We start from the raw sequence: 15,771 nt of genomic DNA on the forward strand, positions 1-15,771 counted from the left end.
CGGATGCCTGTCGCCCGATCCGTTCCCCTTCAATGTTGCCGCAATAGCTTCTTCCCTTGCATCAAAAGCTTCATTTCGTTCCGTCAGCATGCTCTCTCACTCCTTCGACTCTCGTTTTTCGCTTGATTCTACCGGCCAGAAACTCGAAATCCCGACGATTGTACAGCAGCCCGACCGACTCTTTCCCGTAAGCGACGCGCATGGCGATAAGTGTAACCGCCAATCGAATCCAGGCGCCTATGAGCAGCGCCGCCGCAATGCCGTTTAACCCGAAAGACGGCACGAGCAGGAAAAACAGCCCCACGGTGGCTGCAAGCGCGATCAGTTGTCTGACCAGCACCAGGCCCGGACGTCCCATCGCATTGAAGGCCGCTGCCAGAATCCATGCTCCGCCGCCGATAATGCATTCGAAGGACAGCAGATAGAAAGCCGTGCTCGCCTCCAAAAAATCCTCTCCGAACAACAGCCCCAGCATAAATCGGCCGATAAACAATGCCGGCACGGAAACAAGCAGCATCAGAATCATGGAAAGCCGGAAGGATCTGCCCACCGTCTGAATAATAATCGCCTTGTCCTGTCCCGTAACCTTCGGAAACACAACATTCGTAATCGCCATCTGCACCACATTGAACACTCTCGACAGCGCATAGACGACGGTATACAAGCCAAGATCCCTCGCAGACAGCATCGATAGAATGATCAGCTTATCGAATTGCGCGTAGATGGTGCCGAGCAGCTCCACGCCGAACACTCTGCTGCCATAGCCGAAGAGCGCCTTGCCCACTGCTTTGTTCCAGATGCCTCGAAGCCAATTCATGCGAAGCTCGGACCGCAGCGAGTAGAATGCCCAGACAATAACTGCGCCGCTGGTGATAAGGAATACTACCGCCGCAGACACGAGCGAAATGTCGCCCCCCGCCCATAACACCAGCAGGCCAAGAAAGTTCAAAAGCGGAACATACAGCCTTACGCCGTTGTATACATCGAAGCGCCCCGAACTCTGGGAGAGCGCCTGAAGCAAATTGATCGCAAGCAAGATTGGCAGCATACTGACGGCATACCATCTCGCCGTCTGAATCACAACGTCGGGATATTCGGAGAGCCATGCTCCCATGCCGATCCAGGCAATAGCGCCTGTAACGGCAGCGACTGGAATCTGAAACAGGAAACCGGCTCTGATGAAATCGGCGCCGCTCTTCCGATGCTCCTTCAAGTTGTAGATGAGCGAAGTCGGAAGTCCGAATGATACGATCCCCGCAAGCAGTGTGGGCCAGAATATAATCGCGGAGAACTCGCCTTTGCCTTCAACGCCGAACATCCGGGCTGTCGCAATCGAGGTCAGCGTTACCAGCATCATGACAAGCATATTGGTCGCGCTGGTGCGCAGAATCGTCTGCGCCAGTCCATTTCCTCTCCATAGCTTGCCAATGGCCAATCCCGTCATAAGCATCCTCAACCTTTGCCGCTATAACGCAAGACACCCATAAGAGAGCCGTTGCGATAGCAGATTTTCACAATCTGTCTAATGAATCTTCTGGATTGAAACAGCGCTGGAAGCGAAGCCGCCACCGCTTGCAGCATGCGTACGGAATGCTTGATCATTGCGACTCCAGCCCGATCATTCCTTCTGACCGCGTCACTGACGCCTTGCCAGAAAATTCGCTTCAAGAACCATTTCTTCGTTGTTCGTTCTTTGGCGATCTTATGTTGCACATAGCCGTGTGGCGTATAGAACACCTTGTAGGCTTCTCTCATTCTGCCGATCAGCTCGCTCTCCTCGCTGGAGAGAAGCTTGGTGCCCACTCGGCCCAGATCCTCCCGGAAGGGAGAGATATGCAGGAACACGCTTCTTCGGAAGGCCACGTTCGCGCCGTAAGGAATATTCGGCGTCTCCATCTCGACCACATGATCCGCATAATCCAATATCGTGAAGACGGATCGATGCTCCTCGGGAATCCAATCCGGTTCTCCCGCTTCCCAAATCGGATCGATCCGCCCTCCTACGCAGCCGATAGCTCCATCTCTCTCGAACACATCCACGATTTCTTGCGCCCAGTTCGGCGATGCGAGAGCATCATCGTCCAGGAACAGGATAAAGTCGCCCGTCGCCTCCCGAATGGCCCGATTCCTCGCCGCCGACAGGCCTAATTTTTGCTCAAGAAAATAGTGAACTTTGTCGCCATGGGGATGCTGTTGCTGCAAGGACTCGACAACATGGGCCGTATCGTCCGTAGAGCGATTGTCCACAACGATAATCTCCAGCTCTTCCTTGTCGAAGCTGCCTTCCAGCACGCTTCGCACCGCCTCCGCCGTATCCCTCGAGCGATTATGCGTGCATACAGCCACCGATACCTTCATGCTCATCCCCATCCTTGATAAACTTGTTTGGTCTTCTTCGCGACCGCGCTCCATTCAAGCGGCAGCAGCGCTTCTTCATAATTGGGCGATTTCGCATTTCGCTCCCCCTTCAGATTACGCGCTTGCTTCAGCGCGTTCTCAAGACCGGACGGCTGCGACGGATCATAGCGCACCACCATGTTCTCCAGGAAGTATTCATCAATAAATTCGTTATCCGGCATCACGACCAGCTTCTTGAAGGAGAGGCCGAGAATGGCCGAACCGGAGGTAGTAATTTCCTTGTAGGGCAACACCATAATATCCGCCGCAAGAAGCAAATCCGCCACTTCTTCGTTTGGAATGAACTCCAGCTTCTGAATGATCTGCCGGGAGTCCTCCATGCTTTGCAAGTATTGCCGAAGCTCCGGATCCGCCTTCCCCGCAATAATGAGATACGTGTTTCGCTCTTTCAGCCTATTGAACGCCTGAACCAGCTCCTCGACGCCTTTGTAGGCTTTAATCGCTCCCATGAACAGCAGCACATCGCCATCCTCGCCAATGCCGTACCGCTCCCGAATTGAGATGCCCTGAGGCTTATACACATCCAGATAATGACCGTGCTTCACCACATGCACCTTGCCGGGGGACACATGGAAGGCGTCAATTACTTTTCGTTTGATTGACTGCGAAGCAACGATCAAGCCTCTGCAATACTTGCAAATGATCGTTCTCATCAGGCGCTCCATGCGAGGATATTTCACATGATGCGGATACAAATTGTGGATGGTCCACACAACGCCGACTCGTCTCAGCTTCAAATAGGTTAAGGTCAACAACAATATGCAAGCTTTGACGAGGAAGATCAGAAAGTTTGGATGCTGGTAAGCGTGATGGATCCAGTGCACATGCACGATGTCTCCCGCCTTCGCCCTGCCGACCTTGAGCATCAGCTTGCCATGCTCCAAATCCTGAATATCCAGACCTTCATCGCTCAGCGAGTCGGACAGCAAGTCGTTATACATATTCAGACGGCTCGATTTCGGCCACATCCATACTCTCATCGCATATCACTCCAATTTGTGTACTAATGAAATCTTCGTATCCAATCCTCGGGCACGTCGATTTCCCGGATGACCCGGGCTGGCGCGCCGCCAGCCAGCACGTTCGGCGGAATATCCCTTGTGACGACGCTTCCTGAAGCGACGACCGAATGCGCTCCAACCGTAACGCCGGGCAGGATGACCGCGCCTCTTCCGATCCAGACATTATTCCCGATCTTGATCGGCCTAGGCAAGGCTTGATCGCTTCGATCAACGGGATGGAAGTTGGTGTCGATCAGGTTCACCATTGGTCCGATGATGGTATGGCTGCCGATTTCTATGTCCAGCGTGCAGCCGATATCGAGCCCGTAATTGAAGAAGACATGATCGCCGATCTTCAGCCTGGCTCCCTTCCCCACCGTGATGGAGGACGGGAAGGGCTTCCCATGGAAGGACACATGATGGCCAAGCGTTAACTCGCCTTTGTTCTTGAGTCGAAGCTTGCCCGCTATTCGGCACAGCTTGCCTTGCGATTGCGTCCGCAAAGGCAGCACCGCCGCTCCTTTGAGCACCGCGGCAAGCTTCTCGAAGCTGACCGTTCCGCGATTGTAGGATACGCTCATAGCGTAACCTCACCGCTTCTGCTAGCAACGCTCCCGGGATGGAGAAGCAATTGATAAGCATGCTCGACCTGCCTCGCGATCGTCTTCATGTGGAATTCCCTCATCACATTGCGATACCCGCTGAGCGCCAGCTCGCCGTGATTGACCTTGCGGTCATAGAAGCTTCTTATCGCATCGGCAAGCTCGTCCACATTGCCGTCCGGCACGATCAGGCCGCCGCCAGTATGATGGATAATTTCGGGAGCGCCTCCCGAATCCGATACGATGACCGGTGTTCCCGCCAGCATCGATTCGATAATAACGCGACCGAACGGCTCGTTGAGGGAGAAGTTGATCGTAAGATCGCATTCCTTCATCACCTCGAGCGGCGCAGGCGAATAGCCGTAGAAATCGACTTGATGCTCCAGGCCGTAATCCAGCACCTTATGCATCAAGTCATGATAATAGTGCTGGGAGCCGTCGACCGATGCATCGCCCACGATGAGCAGCCTCCAATTCGTGTATCCCGTATCCGTCAGCTTCTTCATCGCATCGACGACCCTATCGTATCGTTTCCACTCGACGATTCGGCCGAAAGTGCCGATGACGAGCTTTCCGTCCTCCATCAGCTCCCTGCTCTTCGTAGGCAAGGTCAGCTCGGGATCCACCCCGTTGTAGATAACCGTCTTCTTATCCGTCGCGATCGCTCCCGCCACGAAGTGCGAGATGCAAATCACTTGATCGAAGAACCGGGGCAATACTTTGTTGAACATCTTCAAATGGGTATGATCGCGATGGTGCCAGACCAGCTTGCAATTCGTCAGCGCTCTTAGCGGAGCGATATACCAGGGAGCACGCCAGCCGTTGGCATGTATGATCGCAATGCCATGCCGCTTCACAACTGCTCGAATGCGAAGCACTGTCTCCATATAACCGAAGCCGAGACGCTTCTTGATGCTCCCTAGAGCCAACGGAATGTGCACGAATTCTGTGCGTATCTCCTTCAGATAAGCCGTATTGGGCGGACTGATGAAGAAGATGCGGTAACGCGCAGTATCAAGATAATTCATGAGATGAATCAGACTTTGCTCCGCGCCGCCCTTCTTCGCCGCATGCGTTACGAACAGAACAGGAATGAGATTGTCACGCATTTGCCGCACGCCCTTTCAACATCAAGTCGGGATTTAAGGATTGAAAGAAGCTTCTAAGCACTTCTTTATGATTGTAGTGCTCGGCTATGAATTGCTGGGATGCTCTCAGCAGAGCTTCCGAATCCGCCTTTGAATCCAGCAGTTGCTGAATGCTCGAACAGAATTTCTGCGGATCGTCCGCGATCATGATATGCTCCTTATGAAGCAATCCCGTGCCTTCGCTGCCGACCGAAGTGGACACGACCGGAAGACCGTTCTGAATCGCTTCGATTGTCTTCAGCTTAACCCCGGCTCCGTTCTGCATCGGATTCACGAACAAGCAGCCCTGTTCGTAGATTCCATCGAGAGACTCCGGCGAGTCATGCACAACAACGCGCGACAGATTATATCTCTTCAGCCAATCCAGGCTTCCCCCTCGGCTGTTGCCCGCAATGACGAAGCTGTATTCAGGATTCTCGAGCAGCTTCTCATGAACATGGGTGAGATACCATTCAATCCCCTCTCGATTGTTCGGCATGAACAGCGAGCCGATGAATACCACTTGCTTGCTGGCGAAGCTGTTGCTCCTGAAGCTTCCGCTAGTGACCGGCGGCGGCAGAAATCGGCTGCTTGCCGTCTCGTTCCCCATGCGAAATTTCTCGAACTCCTTGTTCGAGATGAAGAGATGCTTGTCGATTCTGCTTCTCAGCTTCCGTTCATGACGAACGAATTTGCCGCTCTCAATCGTGTAGTACAGCTTGTGGAGCGGATGGCTCGAGCTTCTCGCCAAAGCCTTGAAATAAATCGATTCATCATTATGCACCCGCAGAATGGCCATATCGCTGCGAACCTCGGGATTGTCCAGAATCGGATAGACATAGTCGCCTTCGAGCAGCACATAATCATAGGGGCCGTTCAGCTTGACATGCCTCAGCGCGGTACGGGAACGCACCTGCAGAGGATCGGGATGCAGAAGATCAAGAATTCTGCTCCTCCGATCACAGAGCCTGATATCCGCAACATAACGCAGCACCACTTCCTTCTCCTCCGCAGTCGGTGTTGTTTTTCCGCACACGACAAGATCGATTTGCCAGCCAAGCTCAGAGAGCACCTTGATTCTTCCCCAGGTGTCCACTCTGCCGCCATGATCGGCAGGGTACGGGAAGTCGCTGCATGCGATAAGCATTTTCATGAGGTTACCTCCCCTTTCTGAATGGGCCCAATCTCCTTCTTGCCCAGGAACAATGAAATAAAGGCGAACAGCAGCCAAATTTCATACTTGATTTCGAGCGAAACGAGCAGCAGCGAGAATAGGATGAACACGAGCGCCAGGAACAGGATCAAGCTCACTCTCGCTTTAATGATCAAATTTTTCGCTATGAGGAAGAAAAACAATAACGAGAACAAGCCGCCGAACATCACCCACTGGAAGAAGCCCGATTTGACACCGAGATTCTTGGTTGAATCGGAATACTTCATTAATTCGCTCACATTGATTTGGCTGACGCCGAACAGCTTATAATAGAAATTCGACATGAAGGACACCGAGTCGGCCATATACGTATTGAAGTAGACGAGATAAGCGCCCGTTCCCACCCCGAGCGGATGATGAAGCACAGTGAAGACGGCGATCAGAATCGTGCCCATCCTCGTGTAGGAAGATGTGTAATTCTCGATATCATTGTTGAACGACCCCAGCACGACAGCGGAGAAATTCGCAATGAACAAATACAGAAGCAGCAGCATGCCCAGCAAGAGGAAGAAATTCCGCTTCTTGCGGAAATCCAGAAACTTGAACATCGTAACGACCAAGGTCAATAGAATAACGACCATAAAGCCCTTTGATCCCGTTTCAAGCAAGTAAAATATGAAAAAGCCCGCCCCGTACAGGACAACCAGCTTTCTCGCGAAGCTGCCCAGGTATCTCGTCAGATAAATCATAATTGCCGTGTAGACAACAACGATCGAGCCGGTTGTGCTGCTCTCGGAGGTTAACAGCCTTACCCGCCAGTAAGGATCATCGCCCGAATGCAGGAAGGGCAGCGCATGCGGCATGGACATCATTTCAATAATCATAATGCCCATCAGAACCGATACGATGGCTATGAAGCAGGCGCATATGGCGCGATAGCTGCTAATCTTCGTGAAGATCAGCTGCATATGGCGAATATACAGCAGGATCAGAACGAAATAGATGATAACCTTCACCGCTTTGCCAAGCAGTCCCTCTGAGCCGAACCCGTATACGCCGTGCATATATTGAATGAAGATATAGAGCAAGCTGACGAAGCTTAAATAAAGAATGAAGAAGAAAATATAACTCTGCAGCTTGCTTCCGTTCGTAATTTTCTTGTGCTTCGCCAGCAACGCAATCTCGCAGAATACGAAAACGGGAAACAACAGTACGATGGGCGTGCGTCCGATTTCTCCGATCATGTTGGCAAGCGGGAAATCCTGATAGATGGTAAGAAGCAGAACAAAAACGAGATAGACGGACAGGAAGGATTGCTCCAAATGGAATTTTTTCGTCGTAAGATTATACATATTTTCCAATTGCGGGCGAATCTTCGCTGCCGCGCCGTTTCATCGCTTCCTCATAGAGATTCTCGATTTGATCGTTCATTGAATCTGCATGGAAATGCTCCCGAAACAACGCTTCTCCCGCCTCTCCCATCTTTCGCAGCGTGGCTTTGTCCAAACCGCGAATAATTGCCTTCAGCTGCTTCAAATCGTCGAAATCAAACACATAGCCATTGATCCCGTTCCGGACGATCTCCGGCAATGCCCCGCGATTGCTCGCAATGACCGCTTTCCTGCTTCGCATCGCCTCGATAGCGACAATGCCGAAGCCCTCCCAGCGCGAAGGAACGAGCACCGCATCGCAGGCTTCCATGCAAGCGCCGATCAGCGAATGCTCCACCCAGCCGAGCTTTGCCGCAGATTCCGGAATTTCAATAGCCGCTTTATCTCCAAGCACACTGTCTCCAACGAGATACAGCTGAACATTCGGAAACGCCTCTTCCCGGAACACCTGCATAAGCCGATCGAAGCCCTTCTGTCGGTCAAAACGACCTACGAACAGCAAATTGAGCTTGTTCGGATCGACCTCGATCGGTTTCTCTTGCAGCTCGTCAAGATTGGAAATGCCGTTATAGACAATGATCGATTTTTCCTTCGGAATGCCAAGCTTGAGCGCCTTCTCATATTCATTCCTCGAAATATGAATAATGGCATCGGATTTTAGAGCAAGCACGCTTTCAATCAGCGCGTAACATCTCTTCTTCCATGCGGATATATCCATGAGAAAGGACCAGCCGTGCGAACAATAGATAATGACGGGCCGCTCGCGCTTCAAGAAAAGGACGCTTCGCAGGAACAAGCCCGCGAAGGTGCCATGCACGTGAATGATGTCCGGCTGAATCTTCTTCACAACGTTGCGAATGGCTTTCATCGCTCTAAGCATAGGTGCTGGACTTCGCTTATAAGGGTATATAATAAGACGCTCCGGATGGATGCATAAGGTGTCTCTATTGGAATTCTGCTCGGATACCATTAGATAGATATCATGCGTCCGCCGCTGATGCTGAAGCACTTCATTAAGATGCGTCTCGATGCCTCCCTTCGTGAATTCTGACAGATGAAGGATTCTCGCCACCTTCTTCACCCTCCCTCCATGTCTAATGCTTGTTGCTGCATCGCATGCTAGAATGCATTCTGAGGCGCCACGACCTCCTTCACCGTCCTCACCAGAATCTTCATATCAAGAAGGAGGCTTCTCTGTTCGATATAGGCAATGTCGAGCTCGACCATCTCATCGAAGCTGAGCTTGTTCCTTCCGCTCACTTGCCATAATCCGGTGCAGCCCGGCGTTACGCTCAGTCTTTTCTTGTCATGCTCCGTATACTCGGCAACCTCTCTGCCGAGCGGCGGTCTAGGTCCTACGAGCGACATTTCGCCCCTGAGCACATTGAGCAGCTGAGGAAGCTCGTCCAGGCTTGTCTTGCGAATGAATTTGCCGACTCTAGTAATGCGGGGATCATCCTTCATCTTGAACATCGCTCCGTTAATCTCGTTCTTGTGAAGCAGCTCCGCCAGCTTCTCTTCCGCATTCACAACCATGGAGCGCAGCTTGTACATCTGGAACGTCTTGCCGTTCTTGCCGATGCGCGTTTGCTTGAACAGGATCGGTCCTTTGGGGTCCTCAAGCTTGATAAGAATCGCGATCAAGACCAAGAGCGGACTAAGCAGGAACAAGCCGATTGCCGATCCGGCGATATCCATCAAACGCTTCATTGCGCTGTACGCCTTAAGCTCGGGAGCTCTCCGGGCCGTTCTGGCCGATTGATTATAATAGGAGCTGCCGCTTAAGACCGCTTCATCTCTTAATTGTGGAGGCGTCATTCTTATTCACTCCTTCCCATAATGAGCTGATTGCGAATTTCTCGTTCCATAAGCGCTTCGATCTCGGTCATAAGGGGATATCTCAGTTCTTTGTTGCGAAGGGCGAAATCGATCGTTGTCAGAATAAAGCCAAGCTGCTCGCCCACATCATAACGAACGCCTTGGAAATCATAGGCATAGACGCCCTGATCTTCATTCAGAGCCTGGATGGCGTCCGTTAATTGAATTTCTCCACCGGTGCCGATGCGCTGCTCGCCCAAATAATCGAAAATCTCGGGGGTCAGCACATAACGGCCCATAATAGCCAGATTCGAAGGCGCCTTCCCTACCGGCGGCTTCTCGACAAAGCGATTCACCTCATAGAGATGATCGAGACGATTGCCGGGATCTACGATGCCGTAACGCTGCGTTTGGTCGAAATCGACCATTTGTACGCCAATGACCGACTTGCCGGTGCGTTCGTATTGCTCAATCAATTGCTTCGTGCAAGGCGTCTCGGATTCTACGATGTCATCGCCGAGCAATACGGCAAACGGTTCATTGCCGATGAAGTTGCGAGCGCACCATACGGCATGGCCAAGCCCCTTGGCTTCCTTCTGACGGATATAATGAAGATTCACATTGGATGATTTTCTGACTTTCTCGAGAATATCGAGCTTCCCGCGTTCTTGAAGCGTATGCTCCAGCTCGAAGGCGATATCGAAATGATCCTCGATCGCCCGCTTCCCTTTACCGGTTACAACGATAATATCCTCTACGCCGGAATCAATGGCTTCCTCAACAATGTACTGAATGGTCGGCTTGTCCAGGATCGGAAGCATCTCCTTCGGCATAGCCTTGGTTGCAGGGAGGAATCGAGTTCCCAGTCCTGCTGCCGGGATAATGGCTTTTGTCACTTTTTTCATTCGCTCTCACCCTATCCATTTATATTTTTTGCCTCCGGTGATAAAGGTTCAGGAGACATTACCTGCCATCACAGTTGAAGCCTAACCATCTGCTGCGGAATCGTAGTAGTAGGAATAAGAATTAACCTGACTGCGATTCATATTGTTCAGAACCACGCCAAGCAGCTTAGCCTTGACATGCTCCAATGAAGCCTTTGATTTGAGCACAAGCTCCTTCGACACCTGTCCGGAATCAATGACAAGCACGACGCCGTCGCATTTGGTCGCGACAATCTGAGCATCGGTTACCGATAGAATAGGAGGGGTGTCGATAATGACGACATCGTATTTCCTCCGCGCTTCTTCGATCAGCTCGAGCATGGGCTCCGAAGACAACAGCTCTGAAGGATTCGGCGGCGTTGGGCCGGCGTGAATAATGAACAGATTATCCGTGATCGTGTGCTGCACCACATCCTGCAACCCCTTCTGATTGAAGAGCGCTGTCGTTAGACCGTTGCGGTTCGACGTTCCGAACAGATGATGCTGCGAGGGCTTTCGAAGATCGGCGTCTATCAGAAGCACCTTCTTGTTCGTCTGCGCGAACGCGACCGCCATATTCGCGCAGGTGGTGCTTTTGCCTTCGCTTGGCTTGGACGACGTTACCATAATGACCTGAAGCTTCTGCTTGATCGTGGAGAATTCAATATTGGTTCGCAGCATCCGATAGCCCTCCGATATCGGGGATTTCGGATTAAGCTGCGTGATCAGATTCCATTTAGGCGTCATACGTAACATTTTTCTCCCTCCCCGCTTTTGCAGTCATTGGAAGCTTACCCGGCCTTTCCTTCGCGTCGCTTTCCTTGAAGGTCGGTATGGCGCTTAACACCGGCACCTGCAGCAAGGCTTCCACATCCTCCTCCGTCTTCACGGAATCATCGAGATAATCAAGCAAGAATGACAATCCGACGCCGAACATGAGCGACAACAGGAAGGCCGCTGTCAAATTCAGCTTCAAATTCGGCGAAACCGGCGCATGCTTCTCCGTTGGATCCGCTTGATCAAGTATCGATACATTATCAACCTTCATCAAAGCAGGCACTGAATTCTGGAACACGATCGCAACGGCATTCGCGATATTCGCCGCATGCTGATAGGAGACATCCTTCACGGTAATGGACATGACCTGCGTCTCGTTCACCGAGCTTACGCTGACCTTGTTAATAAGCTCGCCGTACGTCATGCCCAGCTCGGGATAATCGGCGGCCACCTTCTTCATCATGCGCGGCGTCCGAATGATCTCCTTGTAGGTCTTGATCAGTCCGATGGTAGAATTAATGGCTCCGACATCAATGCTCGACAAGAGAGAACCGCTCTCCTTGTATTGATTAACAATCAATTTCGACGACGCTTCATATTGCGGTTGAATGTAATAGTTGGTGTAGATGCCTATTCCCGTGCAACAGATCGCTGTCATTAAAGCAATCAATATCAATCTTTTTTTGACAATGAGCCAATATTGTTTTAACTCCAAGCGAATACCTCCTTACCTCTCCTAGTGACGTTTTATTACAGTATTCGATTGCCAGTTGGATTTTTGTTATTCAATTAGAGTTTTTTAATAATTTTATTATTCAAAACGCGAACTTATGGAGAAAAGAGAAAGAACCTTCCGGTTCTTTAATGCTTGTTCCTATGCTCATCGATTTCGAGCCGCCAAGAATCATTCGCTAGAAACTCCTCAATCGTTCCTCCTCTGAGAATGTGCTCCATTAATTGTCCGGCGCAACTCTTCTTTCCCTTCTTGTGCAGAAGTACGGTAAGCAGCTCCGCTATGTCTATCGAATTGCTGCTTGGCCGCCATCCTGACAAGGCGAGCATTTCGGACAAGGAATGCTCTCTGTTCGTCTCAGTGCAGCGCAGTGTCTCATCCTCTGCCAGACGCTCAAGAAACCTCCGCAGCTTCATTCGCTTCTGTTCCTGCACGGCAGTACTCAATTCGATCATCCTCCGATCATCCGCTGAATAAGCTTTTTTTAAATTCCAAGCATGTACAAGTTTCACTCTACATTGCCTTAGAATTCACCGCGAAACGGAATCGCCCTGGAAAAGGACGACGAAGTTGTTTCTGCTTGAGTAAGCTTAGATTGCTATACATCGACAACTAATACAAGCTTAATGAGGAGGTTTTAATTTAATTTTCATCACTCTCATCTATCATTTTCATGTCTGTGTACGATCTGTTTATGGATGTCTCAATCTTGTTCTGTGTCTAAAGTATGCCACAGATTTGATGAAAGAAAGAGGTAAGAAAGGCTTATGTAGGTTAGCTTTCCGCTCCTATTTTCAACTTTTTCCATCTGAGCCGATTTGCCCGTAATCGATCCTTCTACATGACTTTGATATCGTTTTCATAATTATTTTCAAATTTTCTGAATAATGAAAGCGGTTTATGTCGTATATTCTGAAATCGCTCGCACGCATCTTTCGACAAAATGGCTATAAACTGAAACTTCCCTTGTCCATCAAAGGATTTCCTCAATATGGAAGGGCCTTTTTAGACTTTGGAATAGCAAAAAAACCCGATCATTTCTATCCATTTCAAGGACTATCGTACGATTATGGGCCCTAAGAGGGGGCGGTAATCCCCAATTCGGTAACAGCATTTATTTTGAAACCGTTTTACAGCTTGCAAATGATATGGGGATTTCGATTGAAAATCAAAAAAAAACAAGCCTCTTTTCAAAAAAGAGTCTTGTTTTCATAAAATGAAGTCCATGAAGCGCGATATCCTCAAAAGTTAGAAGCTGATGGAACGCGTAATGGACTCATAAGCATAGTCTTGAATAACCACTCCGCCACTTCGTTCCATATTACTTATGGAATATCGAGAATAGATTTCTCCATGATCTTTGAGGCGTTCGTTCATCGGATGGAGGAACGGCAATTGCTTTGTTCTGAAGGAGAAAATCGGCATTTTCTTTCAAGGAGAGCTCGGCATCCTTGCCTACCCGCTGTCCGACTCGCTTATAAGCCTCCTGCAAGAGGAAGCCTCTTCGCTCCACATGATGAGCATCGGAGGATACGAATTGAACGAGCCCCCGTTTCATGAAGCTCCAAGCCGTGCGTTCCACCGCTTTGCCGAAACCTCCCAGCAGGGAATGCGAGGTGACTTGGGCGAGAGCGCCATGCTCCAGCAGAGCCGCCAAGCGATCATGATTGCCGGCAAGCTCCGCATTCCGTTCCGGATGGGCGATGACAGGCACAATTCCCATCACCTTCAATTCGTGAAAGAGCTCCTCCGTATGTTTTGGTACGTTTGCCGAAGGAAATTCGATTAACATATAGGATGAATCGGCAAGCGTGAGAAGCTCCTCTTGATCCCAACTCTCCAGAAGCGAATCATGCATGCGAATTTCCTGACCTGCCAGAATCTGCAACGAAATCGACGCTTCTTGCAGCTTCTGATTGGCTTCCGCAACAAGGAGCCTCACCTCTCGAGCCGGGTTCTTGTAACGTCCGTTAGCATGATGGGGAGTGGCGACGACGATCGTTATGCCGTCTTGAACGGCCGCTCTCGCCATAGCAAGCGTTGCTTCCCAATCGGCTGCGCCGTCATCCACGCCAGGCAAAATATGCGTATGAATATCAATCATCAGATTATTGGTTAAAGGCGCTGGTATGTTTACCATGCCATGTAATGAAATTGCTCACAACGCGATCCAGGAAGCTCGTCGTCGGCTCATGATTGAACTTGCCTTCTTCATCAATCTTCTCGTGCACAACTGGAATGTACACTTCATTGCCCGGTAGAAGAGGCGACGCAAGACCCGGCGAGGCCAGAATTTGACGAAGATGAAGCTGAGCCTTCACCGTTCCCATATTTCCCATCGAAGCGCCAATAATGGAAGATGGCTTGCCAATCATTACCTTCTCTCCCCGGGACAGCCAGTCGATCGCGTTTTTCAGCACGCCTGGTATGGAGCCATTATATTCCGGAGTCACCCACAGCACGGCTTCAGCCGATTTCACTCTCTGTATGAAGGCTTGCGCTTCCGCTGGCGGATCATTCTCGATATCCTGGTTATAGAAAGGAACGTTCTGGAGCGTAATAATGTCCATATCGAGCCGATCTGAATAACGCTCCTTCATAAATTCAGCCAGCTTCAAATTATAAGAGCCGATACGATTGCTGCCTACGATTGCCGCGATTTTCATTCTCTCTATCCCTCCAATTGTTGTACTCTTCCTCCAATATCTCAGACACGAACCCTCTTGTCAATTCGGCGCCTGAGCCAGCGGGCAGCGGCTACCCACAGGAACAGCAACGGAATATAGCCGAACATGAATATGCCCCCGGACCAGGTTAACCAGTTTCTGATCCTATCCACGGTCAGAAATTGCTGCGCGATAAGCATGCATAAAAACAGCAATCCGCAGGTCAACCATAGCGATGGCCGGGCTTTCATTGCCAGTGTTTTCTTGACCACTCGCACAGCGCTCCACAAAGCAACGCAGCAAGGGGGCATGATGACGAAGTACCACTCGAATATGTAGACAAATTCAAAGCGCTCAAGGAAAGAGAAGCGTATAATCTTGGATAGATTAAGCGTCGGCCAGACCGTGTGATTCAATTGTTCAATATTGAAATAGACAAACGAAGCAATCAAAATAATGAAATAAATGAAAGTCGAATGAAATACGGCAATATGGGCCCATTTTTGCGATTTTGTATTATTTTTCACGAAAGGATATAAGAATAATAGAAATTGCAAGCCAACAAACAATGGAATGCTCTGAAAGGCTGAATGCACATATTCAACTCCATGATGATTAAAAACGGGCTGCAAATTCGTCCAATGAGCTTGCTTCACCGTATAGTACAGCGACAATAACAAAAAGGAAGGGAGCACAACGCAAAGCAGGCAAATGCCTGTAATGACCCGCAGTCCACCCGATACAATGTAGATGCAGGGAAGCAGTACAATCAGAAGCAGCATCCACATTGGGCTGCTCAAGAACACCCACACATGCAGAACCTCCGCATAGGCCATCATTTCATTCATCATGAAGAGCAGAATGTAAGCATAGATGATGAAATTCATGATCCACCCCACCCCAACCCCGAAAAGCTGCCTATGCAGCGATATTAGATCGCCTTCCTCAGCATGCTTCAAAATATAAAACATCATCGACGCAATAAGATGACAGCATACGCCGACGAGAAGGAGCGAAAGCCAGGAATCCATCTCGGCGTCATGAATGATCCGATTCTGAAAATTCAATGTGGAGACTCCCGTTTGTGTCCCGTGAATAAGAAACCAGAGCAGATACGGCGACACCGTTAATCCCGCCTTCAATTGTTTTGCCATGCCCGCTC

The 15,771-nt window shown here is 50.2% G+C and carries 16 protein-coding genes; all 16 read right to left on the reverse strand.

The window, feature by feature from the left end; genetic code table 11:
• Nucleotides 1-70: 70 nt before the first annotated feature.
• Complete coding sequence (locus tag HFP08_RS13370; protein WP_168121084.1) at nucleotides 71-1,444, reverse strand: oligosaccharide flippase family protein; 1,374 nt, start codon at nucleotides 1,442-1,444, stop codon at nucleotides 71-73.
• An 8-nt stretch (nucleotides 1,445-1,452) separates the two neighbouring features.
• Nucleotides 1,453-2,358 carry a glycosyltransferase gene (locus HFP08_RS13375; RefSeq protein WP_168121085.1) on the reverse strand — a complete coding sequence of 302 codons (906 nt, stop codon included), beginning with the start codon at nucleotides 2,356-2,358 and terminating at the stop codon, nucleotides 1,453-1,455.
• Between the two features lie 2 nt (nucleotides 2,359-2,360).
• A complete protein-coding gene (locus tag HFP08_RS13380; protein ID WP_168121086.1) occupies nucleotides 2,361-3,398 on the reverse strand; it encodes a glycosyltransferase family 4 protein in 1,038 nt (345 codons plus the stop codon).
• Between the two features lie 23 nt (nucleotides 3,399-3,421).
• Complete coding sequence (locus HFP08_RS29515; RefSeq protein ID WP_168121087.1) at nucleotides 3,422-4,000, reverse strand: acyltransferase; 579 nt, start codon at nucleotides 3,998-4,000, stop codon at nucleotides 3,422-3,424.
• Nucleotides 3,997-5,130: a glycosyltransferase gene (locus HFP08_RS13390; RefSeq protein WP_168121088.1), complete on the reverse strand. Its 1,134-nt coding sequence runs from the start codon at nucleotides 5,128-5,130 to the stop codon at nucleotides 3,997-3,999. Before HFP08_RS13390 ends, HFP08_RS29515 begins: the two co-directional genes overlap by 4 nt.
• Complete coding sequence (locus HFP08_RS13395) at nucleotides 5,123-6,301, reverse strand: glycosyltransferase family 4 protein (RefSeq protein ID WP_168121089.1); 1,179 nt, start codon at nucleotides 6,299-6,301, stop codon at nucleotides 5,123-5,125. Before HFP08_RS13395 ends, HFP08_RS13390 begins: the two co-directional genes overlap by 8 nt.
• Nucleotides 6,298-7,662 carry a hypothetical protein gene (locus HFP08_RS13400; RefSeq protein ID WP_168121090.1) on the reverse strand — a complete coding sequence of 455 codons (1,365 nt, stop codon included), beginning with the start codon at nucleotides 7,660-7,662 and terminating at the stop codon, nucleotides 6,298-6,300. Before HFP08_RS13400 ends, HFP08_RS13395 begins: the two co-directional genes overlap by 4 nt.
• Nucleotides 7,646-8,764 (reverse strand): glycosyltransferase, encoded by a 1,119-nt coding sequence (locus HFP08_RS13405; protein WP_168121091.1) that lies wholly within the window; start codon nucleotides 8,762-8,764, stop codon nucleotides 7,646-7,648. The genes HFP08_RS13400 and HFP08_RS13405 overlap by 17 nt, the downstream gene beginning before the upstream one ends.
• 47 nt (nucleotides 8,765-8,811) lie before the next feature.
• Nucleotides 8,812-9,510: a sugar transferase gene (locus HFP08_RS13410; protein WP_168121092.1), complete on the reverse strand. Its 699-nt coding sequence runs from the start codon at nucleotides 9,508-9,510 to the stop codon at nucleotides 8,812-8,814.
• A 2-nt stretch (nucleotides 9,511-9,512) separates the two neighbouring features.
• The gene (galU, locus tag HFP08_RS13415) at nucleotides 9,513-10,415 is read right to left on the reverse strand and encodes a UTP--glucose-1-phosphate uridylyltransferase GalU (RefSeq protein ID WP_168121093.1); all 903 of its coding nucleotides are present in this window, start codon (nucleotides 10,413-10,415) and stop codon (nucleotides 9,513-9,515) included.
• An 81-nt stretch (nucleotides 10,416-10,496) separates the two neighbouring features.
• On the reverse strand, nucleotides 10,497-11,189 hold the full coding sequence (locus HFP08_RS13420; protein WP_168121094.1) for a CpsD/CapB family tyrosine-protein kinase: 693 nt from the start codon (nucleotides 11,187-11,189) through the stop codon (nucleotides 10,497-10,499).
• Nucleotides 11,170-11,925: a YveK family protein gene (locus tag HFP08_RS13425; protein ID WP_168121095.1), complete on the reverse strand. Its 756-nt coding sequence runs from the start codon at nucleotides 11,923-11,925 to the stop codon at nucleotides 11,170-11,172. The genes HFP08_RS13420 and HFP08_RS13425 overlap by 20 nt, the downstream gene beginning before the upstream one ends.
• Before the next feature lie 146 nt (nucleotides 11,926-12,071).
• Nucleotides 12,072-12,398, reverse strand: coding sequence for a hypothetical protein (locus tag HFP08_RS13430; protein ID WP_168121096.1), 327 nt, complete (start codon nucleotides 12,396-12,398; stop codon nucleotides 12,072-12,074).
• Nucleotides 12,399-13,264: 866 nt separating this feature from the next.
• On the reverse strand, nucleotides 13,265-14,083 hold the full coding sequence (locus HFP08_RS13435) for a tyrosine-protein phosphatase (RefSeq protein ID WP_168121097.1): 819 nt from the start codon (nucleotides 14,081-14,083) through the stop codon (nucleotides 13,265-13,267).
• Entirely contained in the window at nucleotides 14,052-14,609 is a 558-nt protein-coding gene (locus HFP08_RS13440; protein WP_168121098.1) for an NADPH-dependent FMN reductase, read from the reverse strand. The genes HFP08_RS13435 and HFP08_RS13440 overlap by 32 nt, the downstream gene beginning before the upstream one ends.
• Before the next feature lie 41 nt (nucleotides 14,610-14,650).
• Nucleotides 14,651-15,763: a GerAB/ArcD/ProY family transporter gene (locus HFP08_RS13445; protein WP_168121099.1), complete on the reverse strand. Its 1,113-nt coding sequence runs from the start codon at nucleotides 15,761-15,763 to the stop codon at nucleotides 14,651-14,653.
• Between the last annotated feature and the right edge of the window lie 8 nt (nucleotides 15,764-15,771).

The organism is Paenibacillus sp. HB172176, from assembly GCF_011947265.1.
Lineage (GTDB): Bacteria > Bacillota > Bacilli > Paenibacillales > Paenibacillaceae > Pristimantibacillus.